Consider the following 19,093-nt stretch of genomic DNA (forward strand, 5'->3'; position numbering starts at 1 on the left):
CCTCAGCTCCTTTTAATTCGCGGATCAAGCGCAGACTGGAGCATGTCTACCAGCAAATTCAGCAACACAAAAAACAGCGCCAGAACCCAGATAGTTCCCTGTAACAGCGGCAAGTCTCGCTGGAAAATTGCCGTGTTGAGCAACATCCCCGTACCCGGCCAGGAAAATACCGTCTCAACCAGGATTGAACCGCCCATCAGGTAACCCACCTGCAGCCCCATCACAGCCAGGGCGGTCGGCGCGGCATTTTTCACCACATGGCCAAAAATACTCGCTTCACTCAGCCCTCTGGCCCGTAACCCGGTAATAAATTCCTGGCTCAGTAAGTCTGCGACCTGGGAACGCACAGTACGGGCAATAATGCCTGTGGGAATGACAGATAACGTAATGGCCGGGAGCAACATAAATTGCATATGCTCCCAGTTCCACGCCCAGCCCACTTCGCCTATCGGCCCGCCGCCTGTAGCGGGTAGCACCGACAGTTTTACGCTGAAAATAATGACCAGCAGCATACCCAGCCAGTAGTGCGGCACACTCACGCCAAACACCGATAACACCGATGCCAGGCGGTCCACCAGGCTGTTGCGGTAATAACCGGCAACAAACCCGAACAGGCTTCCCAGCAAAAAACCCACCAGTGTTGCCAGCACAGCCAGGCGCAGCGAATAGGTCACCGCCGTCATTACCTCGCTGAATACCGGCCGCCCGGTGGCGACCGACATACCCAAATCGCCATGCAATGCCCGCCACAGCCAGTGGACAAACTGAACCGGTAGCGGTTTATCGAAGCCATAAGCCTGCATCAGACTGCGGCGTAGTTCTTCTGAAGCATCTGGCGGCATAACGGAAACCAGCGGGTCGCCGGGGGCTATCTGTACCAACAGGAAACAGATAATCGCTACCCCCAGCATGGTGGGAACCGCCAGCAATACTCGGTAAAAGACAGACCGAAACATGCTTCCCTCCTGAGTTCTCAGTTACTCTTTTTTGCTCACCAGCGCGAGATCGATAAACCAGCTTTGCGGCTGTACCACCCCAGTGACAGCAGGTGAAATTGCCCGGGGACCAACATCATGGGCAACAAACAGGAACGGAACCTGGTCCACCAGCTCGGTGTGCAATGCAGCAGCGGCTTTGTTCATCTCATCCGTGCTGAAGGCATTTTTCACCGCCGTTGCCAGTTTTTCAGTTTCAGGTGTGGCGAAATAACCCCAGTTAGTGGCAACCGGTGGGAAGGCTTTCGCCGTTGAGAAACGGATCATGCCAAAGTAGGGATCGAGCGCGGCGGCACTGACGTTGATCGCATCAATACCTTTGGCTGCCGGATCTTTTGCCCCCAAACGCCAGTTGGTAAACAAGGTATTCCATTCCTGGACCTTGATATCCACGTTGAAATAGCAACTTTTCAGGCTTTGTTGGATGTATTCGTTCATGGGTAACGGCTGCATCTGCCCGGAGCCGGATGCCGAGGTCGCCACAGTCACATGCAGTGGTTTGCTGGCGCTGTAACCGGCTTCTTCCATCAACTTACGTGCGGTATCGGGATCATATTTAATTTTGAAGGTGGGGTTGCCATGCCAGGGGTTACCGGGTTCATACACGCCGGTGGCCGCCTCCATGTAGCCGCCAAGGTAATTTTTCAGCTCTGCACGGTTGATACACAGGTTAGCCGCCTTACGCACCCGGATATCCAGCCAGGGCGACCCTTTCAGGAATGAGAACTGCCAGGGCCAGAAATGAGGCTGAATATTGGCGTAGATCTTGTAGCCCTGGGCTTTTATTTGATCGAGCGCGTCCGGTGCTGGTGCTTCTATCCAGTCCACCTGTTTTGAGAGCAGTGCAGCAGTGCGCGCATTAGCTTCCGGCAGTGGGATCAGCACCACTTTGTCCACTTTCGGAATACGTGCTTTATTCCAGTAATTAGGGTTCTTTTTCAGGATCAACTGCTGGCGGGGAACTAACTTTTCCAGTTCAAACGGGCCGCTTCCTACAGCATGTGCCGCGAACTCCGTCCACGCCGTTTTGCTGCGTGTGGCGTCATCGCCATCTGAAGCCGGGATAGCCGCAAAAATTTTCTGCCAGGCCGTGGGCGAAACAATAAACAGATTCGTGAGGTTATAAGGCAGGAGCGCATCCGGTTCTGATGTGGTCAGGGCAACGGTGTAATCATCAATTTTCGTGGCTCCGCGCAGTGTTGGCATACGCGATAAGGTATTGCCAATCTGCCCTGGTGCGTATTGTACAGCGGTTTTATCCAGAACTTTGTTAACGTTCCAGACAATGGCATCGGCATTGACCGGCGTACCATCATGGAAGGTGGCGTCGTGGCGCAAAGTAAAGATCCAGCGCGTGTGATCATCCGGGTCAACATGCCATTCGGTGGCAAGCCCTGGCACTAAACCACTGGGTTTTTCGCCTTGTGAAAGATCCCACTCAACCAGTGAATCGTACAAAGGGATCCCGGTGAAACGGTTACCTTCATAGCCCTGATCTGGCTGGCCCAGAGTCAGGGGAATATCCGCTGCAGTCATAGCAATACGCAGCGTTGACGCATTTACCAGTGAACTACTCAAAAGCGCCAGAGAACCCAGCGCCAGTGCGAACTTACTTTTACGGCCCGGAAAAGATAATTTCAGCATGTTGATGTCCCTGTTAAATAAATGACAGGAAACATCGAGCAAAATATGTACCAAATGGTGAAAAATCGAGAAATAACTCATAAAACAATGAAATAAGATCATTGTCTTATGTTTACAAATCATTAACGACTGCAACAGATAACCGGAGCTTATAGCAGGGCTGTGCAGGCGCACTATCACAGTGAGTGCGTTGCACCAACATCCTGTATTATCAAAAAATAACTTTGAGTTATTTATAGAAAAAATATAGTTACAAAAAACAATCAATTATCATCAAGCCCGTTTGCCACAGGCTCAATGGTAGTGATGTATTCGGGGAGTTGCAGAAACTAACATTTCACCGATTTCAGGTACGGTGGTTTTACCCCACCTGAGAAAGCACGCCAACGGCATCCTGAAGACGTTCCGCCCGGTATTTCACCATGTCGGCAATTTGTGCATTGCTTTCTACCAGTTGTGCATTACTGGCAGTAATACCATCCAGAGCCGCCACCACTTCGGTCAACCCGGATAACCCTGATGCCTGTTCACGGGTCGCCTGGCTGATGCGGGTAATCAGTTGCGTGACATTTTGCACCCGGTCCACAATGTCCTGAATGGTTTGCCCTGCCTGGTGAACCTGTACAGAACCTGATTCAACTTTACTGGCACTTTCTTCAATCAACTGGCGAATTTCATTGGCTGCAGATGCACTGCGCTGTGCCAGATGGCGTACTTCCTGCGCTACCACCGCAAACCCTTTCCCCTGTTCGCCCGCCCGTGCGGCTTCTACGGCCGCATTCAGTGCCAGAATATTGGTCTGAAACGCGATGTCGTTAATTAATGAGGTGATGGTACCGATTTGCTGGGTGCTGGCGGCGATGTCATCCATAGTCGTGACCACGGTTTTCATTGCCTGCCCACCGCTTTGTGCCACCTGGCTGGCATCTGAAGAGAGTTGGTTAGCCTGCTCGGCGGTTTGGGAGTTTGACTGAACTGTTTCGGCCATCTGGTTCATTGTCGTGACTGTAGTCTGGACATTATCTACCGACTGCTGTGTACGGTGGTTAAGGTCTTCATTGCTCTTTGCAAGATCTTCGCTACCCTGACGCACGGTGTTGATTTGTTGGGTAACATCATTCATTAACCAGCGGCACATCAGCCCAAGCTGGCCAATGGACCGCAAGGTACGGCCAATTTCATCTGCGCGGTGCATATGGCGTATTGACTGACGCTCGCCGGTCGCAACCTCCAGCGCCTGGGTAGCCACATCCTCTACTGGCCGGGCTACCTGCCAGACCATCATTCCAGTCCCCACCAGCATGACCAGTGCTGCCGTTACTAATTCAGCCAGCAATATCATGCCCCGTTCACCTTGCACAATTGCCAGCACTGCGAATAAGGCCCACAACAAAGCAAACACGCCACCTATGCGCTGGCGGAGTGAAAGGCGGGGCAATATCCCCGACAAACCTTTACCCAGCACCAGGCCTTTGAAAATTCGCTTTGTACTGCGCCCTTCATTAAGCGAACTATACAGCGATTGCGCACCGGCGATTTCATCGCGATTCGCCGCAACTCTTATCGACATATAGCCAGTCACTTTGCCCTCTCTTTTCATTGGGCAAACATTAGCGCGCACCCAATAGTGGTCGCCATCTTTACACCGGTTCTTCACTATTCCGGTCCAGGGTTCACCGCTACGCAGCGTAGCCCACATGTCTGCAAATGCGGCTTTAGGCATGTCCGGGTGGCGTAAAATATTGTGCGGGCTGCCCGTGAGCTCGTCCAGGCTGTAACCACTGATATGCACAAAGTCATCATTAGCGTGAGTAATGTAGCTATTGAGGTCTGTGGTCGACATCAGAGTGGCTGAGTTTTCGAGTTTTTTTTCTGTTTGGGTTACAGGTGGGCGAGAAGTCATGTGCAGCTCCGAAAAAAACAGTTGCCTGTTTGTTAAAAACATTCCAATGAATTGTTATTTCGGCGCTAAAAAATTTATCTTTAGGGTTATTGTGTGATCACAATCCCATTTATCCACTAATAAGATCAGGTTATTCGCACAGGCATGCCAGCCACTGGTAAAACCGCCTGCTATTTGATGAAAACAATAATTTCATTAAGTTACTATGTAGCTATAGTGACAATTGACTATATGGATATTACTTATTTTCATAGGTTACTTGCTCATTATTACTTTATCTCAGGGGCTAAAAGCCCTAACGTTATGTGAACAATAATGTCGAAACGTTAATTGGGATGATTATGCGCAAGAAATACCTTCCTGCTGTATTACTGACAGCGCTTTCTGCCAGTATTTTTTCTGTTCAGGCTGCCACACCACCCAATACCCTGGTTGTAGCCCAGGGGCTTGATGACCTGGTCAGCCTTGACCCGGCTGAAGCCAATGAATTATCGAGCATTCAAACTATTCCTTCTTTATACCAACGCCTGGTACAGGCTGACCGGGATAACCCGGAAAAAGTCATTCCAGTACTGGCTGAAAGCTGGAAAGCTGATGCGGCCAGCAAAACACTGACAATAACACTGCGTAACGGCGCAGCATTTGCTTCCGGAAACCCGGTACGCCCCGAAGATGTTATTTGGTCATATACCCGGGCGATTACCCTGAATAAATCCCCGGCTTTTATTCTGAATGTTCTGGGCTGGTCGCCGGAAAATATCGCCAAACAATTCAAGAAAGTTGACGACCACTCGTTACAGATCCACTGGACTGCTGATGTCAGCCCGGCGGTTGCTTTAAATATTCTGTCCACGCCGATTGCTTCTATTGTGGATGAGAAACAAGTGGCCTCTCATGCCAAAAACAATGATTTTGGTAATGCATGGCTGAAAATGCATTCGGCAGGAAGTGGCCCTTACAGCATGCGGGTTTACCAGCCCCACCAGGCAATAGTGCTGGATGCCAATGCTTCCTCGCCTGGCGATAAAGCCAAAATGGCACACATTATTATCAAGAATGTGCCCGACCCGGCCGCGCGTCGCCTGTTAATCCAGCAGGGGGATGCCGATATAGCCCGTGACCTGGGCGCAGACCAGACCAGTGCGCTGCAAGGCAAGCCGGGTGTAAAAGTGCTGAGCATTCCTTCAGCTGAACAGAACTACCTGGTGTTTAACACCGGTAACAGTGCTAATCCGCTCCTGAAGAACCCGGCATTCTGGGAGGCTGCCCGCTGGCTGGTTGATTACAAAGGCATTACCCAGGATCTGCTGAAAGGCCAGTATTTTATTCACCAGAGCTTCCTGCCTGTGGGCTTACCGGGCGCCATCGAAAGTAACCCCTTCCACTTTGATCCTGAAAAAGCCAAAGAGATTTTAAGCAAAGCAGGGATTAAAGACGCGCACTTTACGCTGGATGTGGAAAACAAGCCGCCATTCATCACTATTGCTCAGTCTATGCAGGCCAGTTTTGCACAGGGTGGCGTAAAAGTAGATTTGCTGCCTGCCGCAGGTAGCCAGGTATATGCGCGGGTGCGGGCCAAACAGCACCAGGCCGCTATTCGCCTGTGGATCCCGGATTATTTTGATGCGCACTCAAATGCCAGCGCATTTGCTTACAATGATGGTAAATCCAGCACAGTTGCAGGTTTGAATGGCTGGATGAACCCTGAAATGAATAAGCAAACACTGGCCGCTGTCGCTGAGGCCGACCCGGCCAAACGCCTGTCTATGTACCAACAGATGCAGGAGAAGTTACAGCACAACTCGCCTTATGTATTTGTTGACCAGGGGAAAACCCAGGTCGTGGTACGCGATAACGTGAAGGGCTACCAACAAGGGCTGAACGCCGATATGGTGTACTATGACCGCGTAACAAAATAGTACCGGTCTCTTTACCGGCGCGGGCGATATTCCGCCCTGTGCCGGTTTACCCCCTGGTTCTGGCTTACCCAAATAGAGTTTTTTCATGTCTGCGACACCGTTCTCTCCCGGCGCGAAACGCCTGCGCCAGATGCTGGTAACCCTCGCACAAAGCGGGTTCACACTGGCTTTAACCTTACTGGGCCTGCTGGTTATTACTTTTTCACTTTCCGCCCTTTCTCCGGTTGACCCTGTGCTACAGATAGTGGGCGATCACGCCAGTGTTTCTACCTATCAACAAGTGCGCCACCAGTTGGGGTTGGACCAACCGTTATTCATTCAATTCTGGCACTATTTTGTGAATCTCCTCCACGGGGATCTGGGTACTGCCAGTGCCACCGGTCAGCCTGTTTTGCAGGATTTATTATCGGCGTTTCCGGCTACGCTGGAACTGGCTACGCTGTCGCTGATTGTTGGCGCAGTGGCCGGTATCCTGTGCGGGGTATTGTGTGCCCGCTATGCGGGGTCGTTTTTTGACACCGTCATTCGTACCCTCACGTTACTGGGCAACTCTGTCCCCATTTTTTGGCTGGGGTTGCTGATGTTGTCACTGTTTTACGCCCGCCTGCAATGGAGCGCAGGCCCTGGCCGGTTAGATGATATTTACCAGTACAGCGTTGAACCACGTACCGGCTTCGCCTTAATTGACACCTGGCTTTCAGGTGACCCGGAAGCTTTCCGCAATGCCCTGAGCCACCTGGTGTTACCCGTCAGTCTGTTAGGGTATTACGCACTGGCAAGCATTACCCGGCTGACCCGCGCGGCCTGTTTAAGTGAGCTGGGAAAAGAATACATCACCCTTGCCAGAGCAAAAGGTGCCAGCGAAATGACGATTCTGTGGCGCCACGTACTCCCCAATATTCGCGGTACACTACTCACCGTTCTTGCTCTGGTATGGACCAGCCAGCTTGAAGGGGCGGTTCTGACCGAAACTGTCTTTTCCTGGCCGGGTATTGGCCGCTACCTGACTACAGCACTGTTTGCCGGAGACACCAAAGCCATTATGGGTGGCACGCTGGTTATCGGGATTTGCTTTGTCCTTATCAATAATCTGACTGACGTGCTGGTTCGCGTCACTGACCCGAGGACACACTGATGCCTGCCTCGCTATTCTGGCGCCGTTTATTGCGCTCCCCTTCTGCGATTGCCGGGCTGGTGGTTGTGGTGCTACTGGTGGCGATTGCTCTCCTTGCTCCCTGGCTGGCACCGACAGACCCTAACTGGCAAAATGCCGCCGACCGCCTTGCAGCGCCCAATTCACACCACTGGCTGGGTACCGACAGCTATGGGCGCGATATGCTTTCCCGCCTGCTGTATGGTGCCCGCCCGGCACTGGGTCTGGTGATGCTGGTCAGTATCATCACTCTGCCTCTTGGCCTGATAGTCGGTATTGTTTCTGGCTACTATGGTGGCTGGCTGGAACGTGTGCTGATGCGGATTACCGATATCGTTATGTCCATGCCTCGCCTTATTCTGGCGTTTGCTTTTGTTGCCATGCTCGGGCCTGGCCTGGTCAATGGCGCACTGGCTCTGGCGCTCACCACCTGGCCTGCCTATGCACGCCAGGCCCGCAGTGAAATACAACGCTTGCGTAACAGTGATTACCTTGCCGCCGCAGAGATGCTGGGCGTGCGGGGAACACGCCTGCTGGCAGGCCATATTCTACCTTTATGCCTGCCTTCGGCCATTGTGCGCCTGGCACTGGATCTGGCCGGGATCATTCTGGCTGCTGCCGGGCTGGGTTTTTTGGGGCTGGGTGCCCGCCCGCCGATGGCTGAGTGGGGAGCCATGATAGCAGATGGTATGCAGGTGATTTTCGACCAATGGTGGATAGCCGCAGCCCCGGGGGCCATCATTCTTCTTGCCAGCCTGGCATTTAACTTACTGGGCGATGGCTTACGTGATGTTCTGGAGCCACAACATGACTGACAAGTTTATCCATGTCGATGGGCTGAATATTGATTACCCGGGAGCGCGGGTGGTCAGTTCCCTGTCATTTTCTCTCGGCCAGGAGCGGCTGGCGCTGGTTGGGGAATCTGGCTCGGGGAAATCCATGACGGCAAGAGCGCTGATGGGGCTGGTGCGTAAACCTGGCCTGGTCAGCGCCAGGTCATTGCAAGTGCTCGGCCAGGACGCACTGTCGCTCTCGCCACGCGCCTGGCAACGCCTGCGTGGTAACCAGGTCGCGATGGTATTACAAGACCCACGTTACGCGCTCAATCCGGTGCAAACGGTATTACAGCAAACGCAGGAAGCCCTGACGCTGCATCAAAAATTGCCGCGGAAAGCCCGCCTGGAGCATATCAAAGCACTGATTGATGCGGTTGGTTTGCCCCAGACAGTTTTGTCACGCTACCCGGCGGAATTGTCTGGCGGGATGGGGCAACGCGTTATGATTGCCATTGCGCTGATGAACTCGCCGCGGGTACTTATCGCGGATGAACCAACTTCTGCGCTGGATGCCCGCATGCGGGATCAAATCCTTACCCTGTTGGTTGAGCAATGTGAGCAACGTAAAATGGGAATGCTGCTGATAAGCCACGATTTGCCACTGGTTGCAGCGCACTGCCACCGGGTGATGGTGATGTTTCAGGGCCACCTGACAGACACAATGCCTGCTGCTGAACTCCCGAATGCCACTCATCCTTATACCCGGACTCTCTGGACTTGCCGCCCCAGTGCAGCAAGCTGGGGGCATCCGCTACCCACTCTGGATCGCAACCAAATCTGGCAAGGAATTCCTCATGGCAATGATTAATGTTAGCGAGATCAAGGTTGTGTTTCCGGTAAAAGGCGGGGTTAAAACTGCTGTATCAGGTGCGACATTTGCCATTGAAGAAGGTGAAACCTTTTCTTTGATTGGCGCTTCAGGCTGTGGCAAATCGACAATTTTGCGTGTTCTGGCGGGTCTACTACGTGAATGGCAGGGTTCAGTTTCCTTAATGGGGAATACGCTTACGCCGGGGCAGGTATTTCGCGGCGACCTGCGGCGTAATGTCCAAATGGTGTTCCAGGACCCGTATGCCTCGCTTCACCCAAACCATACGCTGTGGCGCACGCTGTCTGAACCTTTAATTATTCATGGCGAGCAAACCAGCCGTAAACAAGTTGCAGCCATGCTGGAAGAGGTTGGCCTGCCTGCCAGTGCGCTGGACCGTTACCCGCACCAGTTATCTGGTGGGCAACGCCAGCGTGTGGCAATTGCCCGGGCATTACTGTTGCGGCCGCGTATTTTGCTGCTTGATGAGCCCACATCAGCACTGGATATGTCTGTTCAGGCAGAAATCCTCAATTTGCTGAACCGGTTGAAAGCAGAACACGGAATGACTTACGTCCTGGTCAGCCATGACGCTGACGTTATTGCCCATATGTCAGACCGCGCCGCGTTTATGGATGGTGGGAAAATTCAGCGTTTGTATTCGCGCCAGGATCTAAACCAGGGGATTCACCAGGAACCTGGTGCGTAAGAGTAATCAATTGCCCCGTCTCTGACATATAAATACAGCGGTTACGCCCGGTATTTTTCCCGTGGTACATTGCTTTATCTGCACGGCCGATTGCGTCGTGCAGTGATTCGCCCTCTTTAAGGCCCACGATGCCGCCCGTCACCGTCACCGTTAGTAACTCTGCTCCCAGTTCAACAGGGTTGCTTTCCAGATGATGGCACAGCCTGGCTGCGCACTGGCAGGCCTCTTTACCCGATGACGCTTCGATAAGCATAATAAATTCTTCGCCGCCAAAACGGTAAACAGGTTCATGCCGCCGTGCTCCGCTGCAGAGAATATCCGCCACCCGGCGTAACACCTCATCCCCGGCATTATGCCCCCAGCAGTCATTAATAGATTTAAACCTGTCTATATCCATTAATAAGACAAATATTCTTTTTCCGGCACGCTGATTCCGGTCCTGCATTAATGCGAAGTTGCTGTAGAGTAAATGCCGCAATGGAAGGCCAGTCAGCGTATCCATATGGTTACGGCTTTCAAACAAATATTCTTTATATTTATCGATACTATTGATAAACAATTGCTGAGCATGATGGTAATTGCTTAATATTACCGGGCTAACAGCTGTATTCATTATTGCCTGCATCAGGTCTCGTGCTCTGTCATGCATAATCACATGGGCATAATAAATACGTGATACCAGTTCAGCGCCAGGATGGCCTTCTTCCAGATTATGGCTAATCCACCGGCTGAACTGGCAACGCTGGTGAGCTAACGGGTGCAAAATGGCCTCATCAGTTTTTCCGCCCAACAAAGCCAGCTCAAGCAGCTTACCCGCCCACTCATAATGGTTTTTTATCGCCTGATTCAACGCAATTAAATCATTATCTATGTTGAGAATCATCTGCATAAGCATTTCCTTAAATTTAATATTGCCAGTCCTGGGCAAAAAAAGCAGAGTAAAGATACACCAGTTATTTCTACTCTCGATGAGACTTTGTAATAAAATAACATCAATTACAAAAGTTGATATTCATTGAAGTTAAATGACTATCAGTTGTAACCTTTTCCCACTCAATTTATTGATAACCATCAGATTATATATTTTTTCATGTTATTGCACCAAAGCAGAGCAAAGCGCCCCATAACGGTGAAAAAAACACATCAGAAAAGCTTTTTACCACTTTTTATTTTATAGATACCGTTTGTAACACAGCATTAACACCAGGCGATGCCATAGGCACAACGATTAAAATCCATCCTTTCTAAGTTTATCAGTTCAAAATCGTGATTTTCACGACTGCCGACGATATGGCGTAAACCCTGCAATACTTAATTCAGTATCGTGTGATACGCCGCACCAAAGGAGCACATTTTGAACAGGTTACCTTCCAGCGCGTCGGCACTCGCTTGCTCAGCGCACGCACTGAACATCATTGAAAAAACCACCCTCGATCACGAGGAAATGAAAGCACTTAACCGAGAGGTAAGAGAATACTTTAAAGAGCATGTAAACCCCGGTTTTCTGGAGTATCGCAAATCAGTTACAGCCGGCGGGGATTACGGGGCCGTAGAATGGCAGGCGGGAAGTTTGAATACGCTTGTCGACACCCAGGGACAGGAATTTATCGACTGTCTTGGCGGGTTCGGAATCTTTAATGTAGGGCACCGTAATCCAGTCGTTGTCTCCGCCGTTGAGCAACAGCTCGCAAAACAGCCACTGCACAGCCAGGAATTGCTTGACCCCCTGCGTGCATTACTGGCAAAAACCCTTGCTGCACTGACCCCCGGAAAACTCAAATACAGCTTTTTCTCCAATAGTGGAACGGAATCCGTTGAAGCCGCACTGAAGCTGGCAAAAGCGTATCAGGGGAAACGTGGCAAATATACGTTTGTAGCAACCAGTGGAGCCTTTCATGGCAAGTCTCTGGGCGCACTCTCTGCCACGGCAAAATCCACTTTCCGTAAGCCATTTATGCCATTAGTACCGGGTTTCCGCCATGTCCCTTTTGGTGACATTGACGCCATGCGTACTTTACTGAGCGAATGCCAGAAAACCGGTGACGATGTTGCTGCCGTAATTCTGGAGCCGATTCAGGGCGAAGGCGGCGTTATTCTGCCACCCGAAGGATATCTGAGCGCAGTGCGTAAGCTGTGTGATGAATTCGGTGCACTGATGATTCTGGATGAAGTGCAAACGGGTATGGGCCGGACAGGTAAAATGTTCGCCTGTGAGCATGAAAATGTGCAACCTGACATTTTATGCCTTGCCAAAGCACTTGGCGGTGGGGTGATGCCGATTGGGGCAACCGTTGCCACGGAAGAAGTGTTCTCTGTTATGTTTGAAAACCCCTTCCTGCATACCACAACATTTGGTGGCAACCCGCTGGCCTGTGCTGCGGCGTTAGCAACCATTAATGTGCTGCTGGAAGAAAACCTGCCTCGTCAGTCTGCTGAAAAAGGTGCGCTATTACTGGAAGGCTTCCAGGCACTGGCTGCAGACTACCCGGAGCTCATCACAGAGGTCCGCGGTAAAGGGATGTTGATGGCCATTGAGTTTACCCATAACGATATTGGCTATAACTTCGCCAGTGAAATGTTCCGCCAGCACATTCTGGTCGCCGGTACGCTTAACAATGCGAAAACCATTCGTATTGAGCCGCCACTGACGCTGGAACTGTCACAGTGTGAACAAGTGCTCAAGGCCGCGAAAGTGGCACTGGAGCAGTTGTCGGAGTTACAAGAGCCAGAAGACGACGCAGCGTAATATGCCTCCGGGCACACACATGATGTGCCCGGACCTTTTTTCCCCAGCAGTTATTTGAATCCCATCACAATCGGTTTACCTGCACACTGTGCATCAGGCATTTGCCAGCTAAATTAATAACTCATCCGACCACATAACAAAAACGGAAAAAATGATGAGCTATCCATCGCTGCTGTCCCCCCTTAATTTGGGTTTCACTACTCTGAAAAACCGGGTACTTATGGGGTCCATGCATACGGGGCTGGAAGAGCACCCCAATGGCCCTGAGCGCCTGGCCGCTTTTTATGCTGAGCGGGCAAAGCACGGCGTAGCTCTGATAGTGACAGGTGGCGTCGCCCCTTGCCCTTCCGGAGTCGCGATGGCACAAGGTGCGACACTGGATACAGAGCAGCATCTCAGGGCGCACCAGGTCATTACTGATGCGGTCCACCAGCAAGGCGGGAAAATTGCCTTACAAATCCTGCATACCGGTCGCTATAGCTACCAGCCACATCCGGTGGCACCTTCAGCCATTCAGGCTCCAATTAACCGTTTCAAACCCCATGCGCTAACCCATGAAGAGATTCTGGCGCTGATTGATGATTTTGCCCGCTGCGCCATGCTGGCACAAAAAGCAGGCTATGACGGCGTGGAAATCATGGGGTCTGAAGGGTATTTAATTAACGAGTTTCTCGCAGCGCGCACTAATCAGCGTGATGATGCATGGGGAGGTGACTGGCCCCGCCGCATGCGTTTTGCAACAGAAGTTGTGTCTGCCGTTCGCAAGGCAGCGGGTGAGCAATTTATTATTATCTACCGCTTGTCGATGCTGGATCTGGTGGAAGGTGGCAGCACCTTTGCTGAAACCTGCATGCTTGCACGCGCCATTGAACAGGCAGGCGCAACGCTGATAAACACCGGCATTGGCTGGCATGAAGCACGTATTCCCACGATTGCCACGTCAGTCCCTCGCGCAGCTTTTAGCTGGGTGACGCGCAAACTCAAAGGCAAAGTCGCCATTCCATTGATAACCACCAACCGTATCAATGACCCGGATGTTGCGGAAGCAATTATACGTGACGGTGATGCAGATATGGTTTCCATGGCACGCCCATTCCTCGCTGATGCCGAGTTTATTTCAAAAGCGGAAAGCGGGCGAAGTGATGAAATCAATACCTGTATCGCCTGTAACCAGGCCTGCCTTGATCAAATTTTTATCGGGAAGATCACTTCCTGCCTGGTCAACCCACGGGCCTGCCATGAAACCGAGTTGCCCCTGCGCCCGGCAGCCGGGAAGCGCAGGCTTGCAGTGGTAGGCGCAGGCCCCGCAGGCCTGGCTTTCGCAGTCAATGCCGCCATGCGTGGCCACCACGTTACCTTGTTTGACCAGGCCAGTACGATTGGCGGGCAGTTCAATATAGCTAAAGAGATCCCCGGTAAAGAAGAATTCAGGGAGACCTTACGTTACTACCAACGCATGCTGGAACTACACCATGTCGATGTACGCCTTGGCGAACGGGTAGCGCCAGAGCAGTTAACCGAATGGCAAGAGGTGGTTCTGGCAACCGGTGTAGCACCACGTACACCAGACATCGACGGCATTCATCACCCCAGTGTGCTGAGCTACCTTGAAGTACTGCGCGATAAGCACCCCGTTGGCAAGCGTGTGGCAATTATTGGTTGCGGCGGTATTGGCTTTGATACCGCCATGTACTTAAGCCAGAACGGCGCAGCCACCAGCCTTGATGTGGCGCGTTTTTGCCAGGAGTGGGGAATCGATACGTCACTCCAGCATGCCGGCGGCCTGATCCCGGGAGGGGTTCATACGCCAGATAACCCACGCGAAATCATTATGCTGCAACGCAAAAACAGCAAACCCGGTGAAGGTTTGGGGAAAACAACCGGCTGGATCCACAGGACCACCCTGCTACAGCGCGGTGTAAAAATGCTGGCAGGTGTGCAATATCTGCGTATTAACGATGCAGGCCTGCACATCCGTTGTGGGGAAGAAGAGCAAATTCTGGCAGTGGATAATGTGATTATTTGCGCAGGCCAGGAGCCACTGCGGGCATTATCCCGGCCACTGGAGGAATTGGGTAAGCAAGTACACCTGATTGGCGGCTGTGATGTGGCAACCGAGCTTGATGCCCGCAGAGCCATAGCGCAAGGCACCCGCCTCGCGCTGAGCCTGTGATCAGTATTGTTTGCGGGTTTTCACTGCCCGCAATACAACAAATTTTTTGTTGGTTGCCAGAGTGGTGCAATTACCAAAGACACGCTTGAGTTTGGCGTAATAATCCAGGTGGCGGTTGCCGACAATGCGCAACTCGCCGCCATATTTCAGGCAACGGCGGGCATCATTAAACATCTGCCAGGCAATGTTATCTGTAACGGCATTTTGTTGGTGAAACGGAGGATTACACAGTACGGCATCGAACTGATTCGCTTCCAGCCCCGCAAGCGAGTTATTCACCAGGTAAACAGAGCGCTCCACATCACCTGGCAGGTTTTCCTCGACATTCAGACGGCTGGAGGCCACAGCCATTGAGGACTCATCAATAAATGTCACCTGAGCCTGTGGGTTTTGGCTCAACAAAGACAGGCCAATAACACCATTACCACACCCTAAATCCACCAGGCTGCCTTCCAGGTTTTCTGGCAGGTGCTGCATAAAGAAACGCGCGCCGATATCCAGTGAACTACGGGAAAATACATTGGCGTGGTTATGAATAGTCCAGCCAGTTTCCGGCACAGGCCATTGCTCAGTCTGGCTGGCAGGCTGGTATGCAGGCGCAGTAAAAGTGCAGTGGATCAGGCGGGCTTTTTTCCAGGCCAGGGATGTTGTGGTTGGCCCGAGAATACGCTCAAACAATGCAAGGGTGGAGTTATGGATTTCTTTTGCTTTACCCGCAGCAATAATACGCGTTTGCGGTGAGGCAACCTGGCGAATTTGCTCCAGTTGATGTGCCAGTAACGCCAGCTGTTTGGGTACCTTAATCAGCACCAGTGCAGGTTTTTCAGGCAGGCCAGCAAGGCTGTCCTGGAATGTAACCGCATTATCATCAAGCCCGTTATTTTGCAGGTTGCGTTCTGTGGCAATTTGCGCGAGTAAGGAATCGCTGGCAAAAACCGGGTTATGCTCAGCCAAAGCGCAGGTTAATGCGCCGAAATTGTCGTTGAGAATGACCAGAGGCCCGTCGATATCCCCGCCAACCTGTTGCAGTAAATATTCATCTGCCGCATCCCACGCCTGCAGCGGGTTGATGTCGTCAGTAACAGGGAAACGTTCCAGCGCGAATACGCGCCCGGCTAACTCTACCTGGCTCATTGGTTCTCCACAGTGCTAAAATCTGCGCGTTTTATCCCTTAATTTGCTCTCAGAGTAAACCTTTTTCCTGACTCGCGGAGAGAATATGACAACACGCCCGTTTTTACAGGGTTACCCGGCATCATTGCTGACTCAGGTTGAAACGTTAATTGCACAGGGGAAGCTTGGAAAGCTTATTGAAAAACGCTACCCGGCCCGCCACGAAATTGTGACGGATAAAGCGCTGTGGTCTTATGTTCAGGAGATGAAAAGCCAGTATTTGCGCAGTGCTCCGCCCATTAATAAAGTATTGTGGGATAACAAAATTCATGTGGTCAAACACGCGTTGGGCCTGCATACCGCTATTTCCCGGGTTCAGGGGAATAAACTCAAGGCAAAAGCAGAGATTCGGGTAGCGACATTGTTTCGCGAGGCCCCGGAAGCCTTCTTACGCATGATAGTTGTCCATGAACTGGCCCACCTTAAAGAGAAAGAGCACAACAAAGCCTTTTACCAGTTGTGCTGCCATATGGCACCCGATTACCACCAGTTAGAATTCGATACCCGCCTGTGGCTTACGCACCTTTCGCTACAAAAAACGGCTTCCTGATGCGTTTTACCCACAAAAAAACGTGCTAACCTGAGATGATAACCCCTACTGGAGACAGTGCCTGTCTATGATACGTTTCGCTGTTGTTGGAACTAACTGGATAACCCGCCAGTTTGTTGATGCGGCCCATGAAAGCGGTAAATATCAACTCGTTGCCGTTTACTCACGTACACTTGAGCAGGCCGAAGCCTTTGCCCGCGATTACCCGGTATCCCATTTGTTTACTTCCCTTGAGCAAATGGCCTGCCACGCTGAAATTGATGCCGTATATATCGCCAGCCCAAACGCCATGCACTTTTCCCAGACACAGTTGTTTCTCAGCCACAAAAAGCATGTTATTTGCGAGAAACCACTGGCATCCAACTTTGATGAAGCACAAGCGGCCATTGCCTGCGCCAGAGAAAACCGGGTAGTGCTGTTTGAAGCCTTCAAAACCCCTGCTCTGCCTAATTTTCAGGTATTGCAAAATGCGCTGCCTAAAGTGGGTAAGTTGCGCAAAGTGCTGCTCAATTATTGCCAGTACTCTTCCCGTTACCAGCGCTACCTGGATGGTGAAAACCCCAATACGTTTAACCCGGCATTTTCTAATGGCTCCATTATGGATATTGGGTTCTATTGCCTGGGGTCAGCCATCGCGTTGTTCGGTGAGCCGCTTGAGGTAAAAGCGCATGCCAGTTTGCTGGATAACGGTGTGGATGCCCATGGCACAGTCATCATGAACTACGGTGATTTCGATGTGACGCTGCAGCACTCTAAGGTGAGTGATTCATCGCTGCCCAGTGAAATCCAGGGCGAATCAGGGTCATTGCTCATAGAAAAATTATCTGAATGCCAGGCGGTAACATTCATGCCGCGCGGGGGTTCAGCGCAAACGCTGACCGTTCCCCAGCATATTAATACTATGCTGTATGAAGCACTGCTGTTTGCCGACTATGTGGAACAGAACCTTGTTGAGCACCCTCACCTGGCCTGTAGCCTGGGTATTGCACGCTGGCAGACAGAAATTCGCCAGCAAACAGGTGTAGTGTTCCCGGCGGACGCTACCACGGAACCACTTATTGCGTAAATTTAGGTAAATCACCGGTGCCGGTACCTTGTTTATACCGTGCTGCTGACATATTTTGTTACGCGCAAAGGGGAGTAACTTCATTGCCGGCTGGTCGTCATTACGAAGCGCAAGCTTCCGGTCACCGGGCAATGTGGATGGGTTCCAGAACATTGGTTCCATAACGCATTGTAAGTGAGACCTTGCCGGAAGGCGAGGTGCACGCAATGTAGCGATACGGCTGGCGTCTTCCGACACTGGCCGTTTTTGTTTTGTAAGGAATCTCTCCATGAATAGTGTTGGCACTCCCTTGCTGTGGGGCAGTTTTGCTGTTGTCGTTGCCATTATGCTGGCAATTGATCTGCTGTTGCAGGGCCGCCGTGGTGCCCATGCCATGTCAATGAAGCAAGCCGCCGTCTGGTCGGTTATCTGGGTTTCGCTTTCTCTGCTTTTCAACCTCGCCTTCTGGTGGTATCTCACCGAAACACAGGACCGTGCAATCGCCGATACGCAGGCGCTGGCTTTTTTGACCGGTTACCTGATTGAAAAAGCACTGGCGGTAGATAACGTTTTTGTCTGGCTGATGCTGTTCAGCTATTTTGCTGTACCGGCAGCATTACAACGCAGGGTGCTTATTTATGGTGTTCTGGGAGCGATTGTCCTGAGAACTATCATGATTTTTACCGGCAGCTGGCTCATTACGCAGTTCTCCTGGGTGCTGTACCTGTTTGGCGCATTTCTGCTGTTCACCGGGATTAAAATGGCCGTCGCTAAAGAAGATGACAGCAGCCTGGAAAATAAACCTCTGGTGCGCTGGCTGAAAGGCCACTTACGTATGACGGACACCATTGAGAATGAACACTTTGTAGTGCGCAAAAATGGTCTGCTGTTCGCCACCCCGCTGCTGCTGGTGCTGATTCTGGTAGAGCTCAGCGATGTGATTTTTGCCGTTGACAGTATCCCGGCCATTTTTGCTGTTACTACCGACCCATTTATTGTGCTCACTTCTAACTTGTTTGCCATTCTGGGGCTGCGTGCCATGTATTTCCTGCTGGCAGGGGTTGCTGAACGCTTCTCTATGCTGAAGTACGGGCTGGCAGTCATTCTGGTATTCATTGGCGTGAAGATGCTCATTGTGGACTTTTTCCATATCCCGGTTGGCATCTCTCTGGGCGTAGTTGGCGCCATTCTGGCCCTGACATTACTGCTCAATAGCTGGGTAAACTGGCGAAATGACAAACAAAACAAGGTGAAATAATCATCTGAATAAAGGGGCGTTTGCCCCTTTATTATTTGGTAAAGCCACAGGCTGCACATTTGCTGCAATTATCACAAAAATGTTACAGCTTAGTTATTAATTCTGGATGGACTCAAAAGAATTAGAGCATATCGCTTCCACCGCGACAGAATATCCTTATACTCATCCATGCAAACACATT

15 protein-coding genes are annotated in these 19,093 nt (G+C 51.4%); 10 read left to right on the plus strand and 5 right to left on the minus strand.

Annotated features, from left to right (window positions below; all coding sequences use genetic code 11):
- Positions 1–2: 2 nt before the first annotated feature.
- The 3 genes from DT73_RS04720 to DT73_RS04730 all read right to left on the minus strand — a co-directional run bounded on the left by DT73_RS04720 (position 3) and on the right by DT73_RS04730 (position 4,542).
- A complete protein-coding gene (locus DT73_RS04720) occupies positions 3–956 on the minus strand; it encodes an ABC transporter permease (protein WP_036104683.1) in 954 nt (317 codons plus the stop codon).
- A gap of 21 nt (positions 957–977) precedes the next feature.
- Positions 978–2,639: an ABC transporter substrate-binding protein gene (locus DT73_RS04725; protein ID WP_036104686.1), complete on the minus strand. Its 1,662-nt coding sequence runs from the start codon at positions 2,637–2,639 to the stop codon at positions 978–980.
- 361 nt (positions 2,640–3,000) lie between these two features.
- Positions 3,001–4,542, minus strand: coding sequence for a PAS domain-containing methyl-accepting chemotaxis protein (locus DT73_RS04730; RefSeq protein ID WP_036104690.1), 1,542 nt, complete (start codon positions 4,540–4,542; stop codon positions 3,001–3,003).
- Positions 4,543–4,883: 341 nt separating this feature from the next.
- On the opposite strand from DT73_RS04730, the gene DT73_RS04735 reads away from it, so the two are divergent.
- The 5 genes from DT73_RS04735 (at position 4,884) to DT73_RS04755 (ending at position 9,967) form a co-directional block, all read left to right on the plus strand.
- Positions 4,884–6,461, plus strand: a complete 1,578-nt coding sequence (locus DT73_RS04735; protein ID WP_036105115.1) for an ABC transporter substrate-binding protein — start codon at positions 4,884–4,886, stop codon at positions 6,459–6,461.
- Between the two features lie 130 nt (positions 6,462–6,591).
- Positions 6,592–7,596: an ABC transporter permease gene (locus DT73_RS04740; protein ID WP_036105117.1), complete on the plus strand. Its 1,005-nt coding sequence runs from the start codon at positions 6,592–6,594 to the stop codon at positions 7,594–7,596.
- Positions 7,596–8,429: an ABC transporter permease gene (locus DT73_RS04745; protein ID WP_036104701.1), complete on the plus strand. Its 834-nt coding sequence runs from the start codon at positions 7,596–7,598 to the stop codon at positions 8,427–8,429. The genes DT73_RS04740 and DT73_RS04745 overlap by 1 nt, the downstream gene beginning before the upstream one ends.
- Positions 8,422–9,258 carry an ABC transporter ATP-binding protein gene (locus DT73_RS04750; protein WP_036104705.1) on the plus strand — a complete coding sequence of 279 codons (837 nt, stop codon included), beginning with the start codon at positions 8,422–8,424 and terminating at the stop codon, positions 9,256–9,258. Before DT73_RS04745 ends, DT73_RS04750 begins: the two co-directional genes overlap by 8 nt.
- Positions 9,245–9,967 (plus strand): ABC transporter ATP-binding protein, encoded by a 723-nt coding sequence (locus DT73_RS04755; RefSeq protein ID WP_036105119.1) that lies wholly within the window; start codon positions 9,245–9,247, stop codon positions 9,965–9,967. Before DT73_RS04750 ends, DT73_RS04755 begins: the two co-directional genes overlap by 14 nt.
- On the opposite strand, the gene DT73_RS04760 is transcribed toward DT73_RS04755, so the two are convergent.
- Entirely contained in the window at positions 9,888–10,856 is a 969-nt protein-coding gene (locus tag DT73_RS04760; protein ID WP_072006903.1) for a diguanylate cyclase, read from the minus strand. The genes DT73_RS04755 and DT73_RS04760 overlap by 80 nt on opposite strands.
- A 465-nt stretch (positions 10,857–11,321) precedes the next feature.
- Here DT73_RS04760 and ygjG point away from each other — a divergent pair, with 465 nt between their 5' ends.
- Together ygjG and DT73_RS04770 are read left to right on the plus strand one after the other, a co-directional pair.
- Positions 11,322–12,713, plus strand: coding sequence for a putrescine aminotransferase (gene ygjG / locus DT73_RS04765; RefSeq protein ID WP_051691274.1), 1,392 nt, complete (start codon positions 11,322–11,324; stop codon positions 12,711–12,713).
- Between the two features lie 151 nt (positions 12,714–12,864).
- Positions 12,865–14,886: an NADPH-dependent 2,4-dienoyl-CoA reductase gene (locus DT73_RS04770; protein ID WP_036104708.1), complete on the plus strand. Its 2,022-nt coding sequence runs from the start codon at positions 12,865–12,867 to the stop codon at positions 14,884–14,886.
- Here the strand turns inward: DT73_RS04770 and rlmG are convergent, their stop codons facing one another.
- Positions 14,887–16,020: a 23S rRNA (guanine(1835)-N(2))-methyltransferase RlmG gene (gene rlmG, locus DT73_RS04775; protein WP_036104710.1), complete on the minus strand. Its 1,134-nt coding sequence runs from the start codon at positions 16,018–16,020 to the stop codon at positions 14,887–14,889. It lies immediately after the preceding gene.
- Between the two features lie 85 nt (positions 16,021–16,105).
- Here rlmG and DT73_RS04780 point away from each other — a divergent pair, with 85 nt between their 5' ends.
- The 3 genes from DT73_RS04780 to DT73_RS04790 all read left to right on the plus strand — a co-directional run bounded on the left by DT73_RS04780 (position 16,106) and on the right by DT73_RS04790 (position 18,912).
- Positions 16,106–16,609: a M48 family metallopeptidase gene (locus tag DT73_RS04780; protein ID WP_036104721.1), complete on the plus strand. Its 504-nt coding sequence runs from the start codon at positions 16,106–16,108 to the stop codon at positions 16,607–16,609.
- Positions 16,610–16,676: 67 nt separating this feature from the next.
- On the plus strand, positions 16,677–17,675 hold the full coding sequence (locus tag DT73_RS04785) for a Gfo/Idh/MocA family protein (protein WP_036104723.1): 999 nt from the start codon (positions 16,677–16,679) through the stop codon (positions 17,673–17,675).
- Between the two features lie 268 nt (positions 17,676–17,943).
- Positions 17,944–18,912 (plus strand): TerC family protein, encoded by a 969-nt coding sequence (locus DT73_RS04790; protein WP_036104726.1) that lies wholly within the window; start codon positions 17,944–17,946, stop codon positions 18,910–18,912.
- Positions 18,913–19,093 lie beyond the last annotated feature (181 nt).

Origin of the sequence: Mangrovibacter sp. MFB070, assembly GCF_000705335.1 — a bacterium.
In the GTDB taxonomy this organism is placed as follows: Bacteria; Pseudomonadota; Gammaproteobacteria; order Enterobacterales; family Enterobacteriaceae; genus Mangrovibacter; species Mangrovibacter plantisponsor.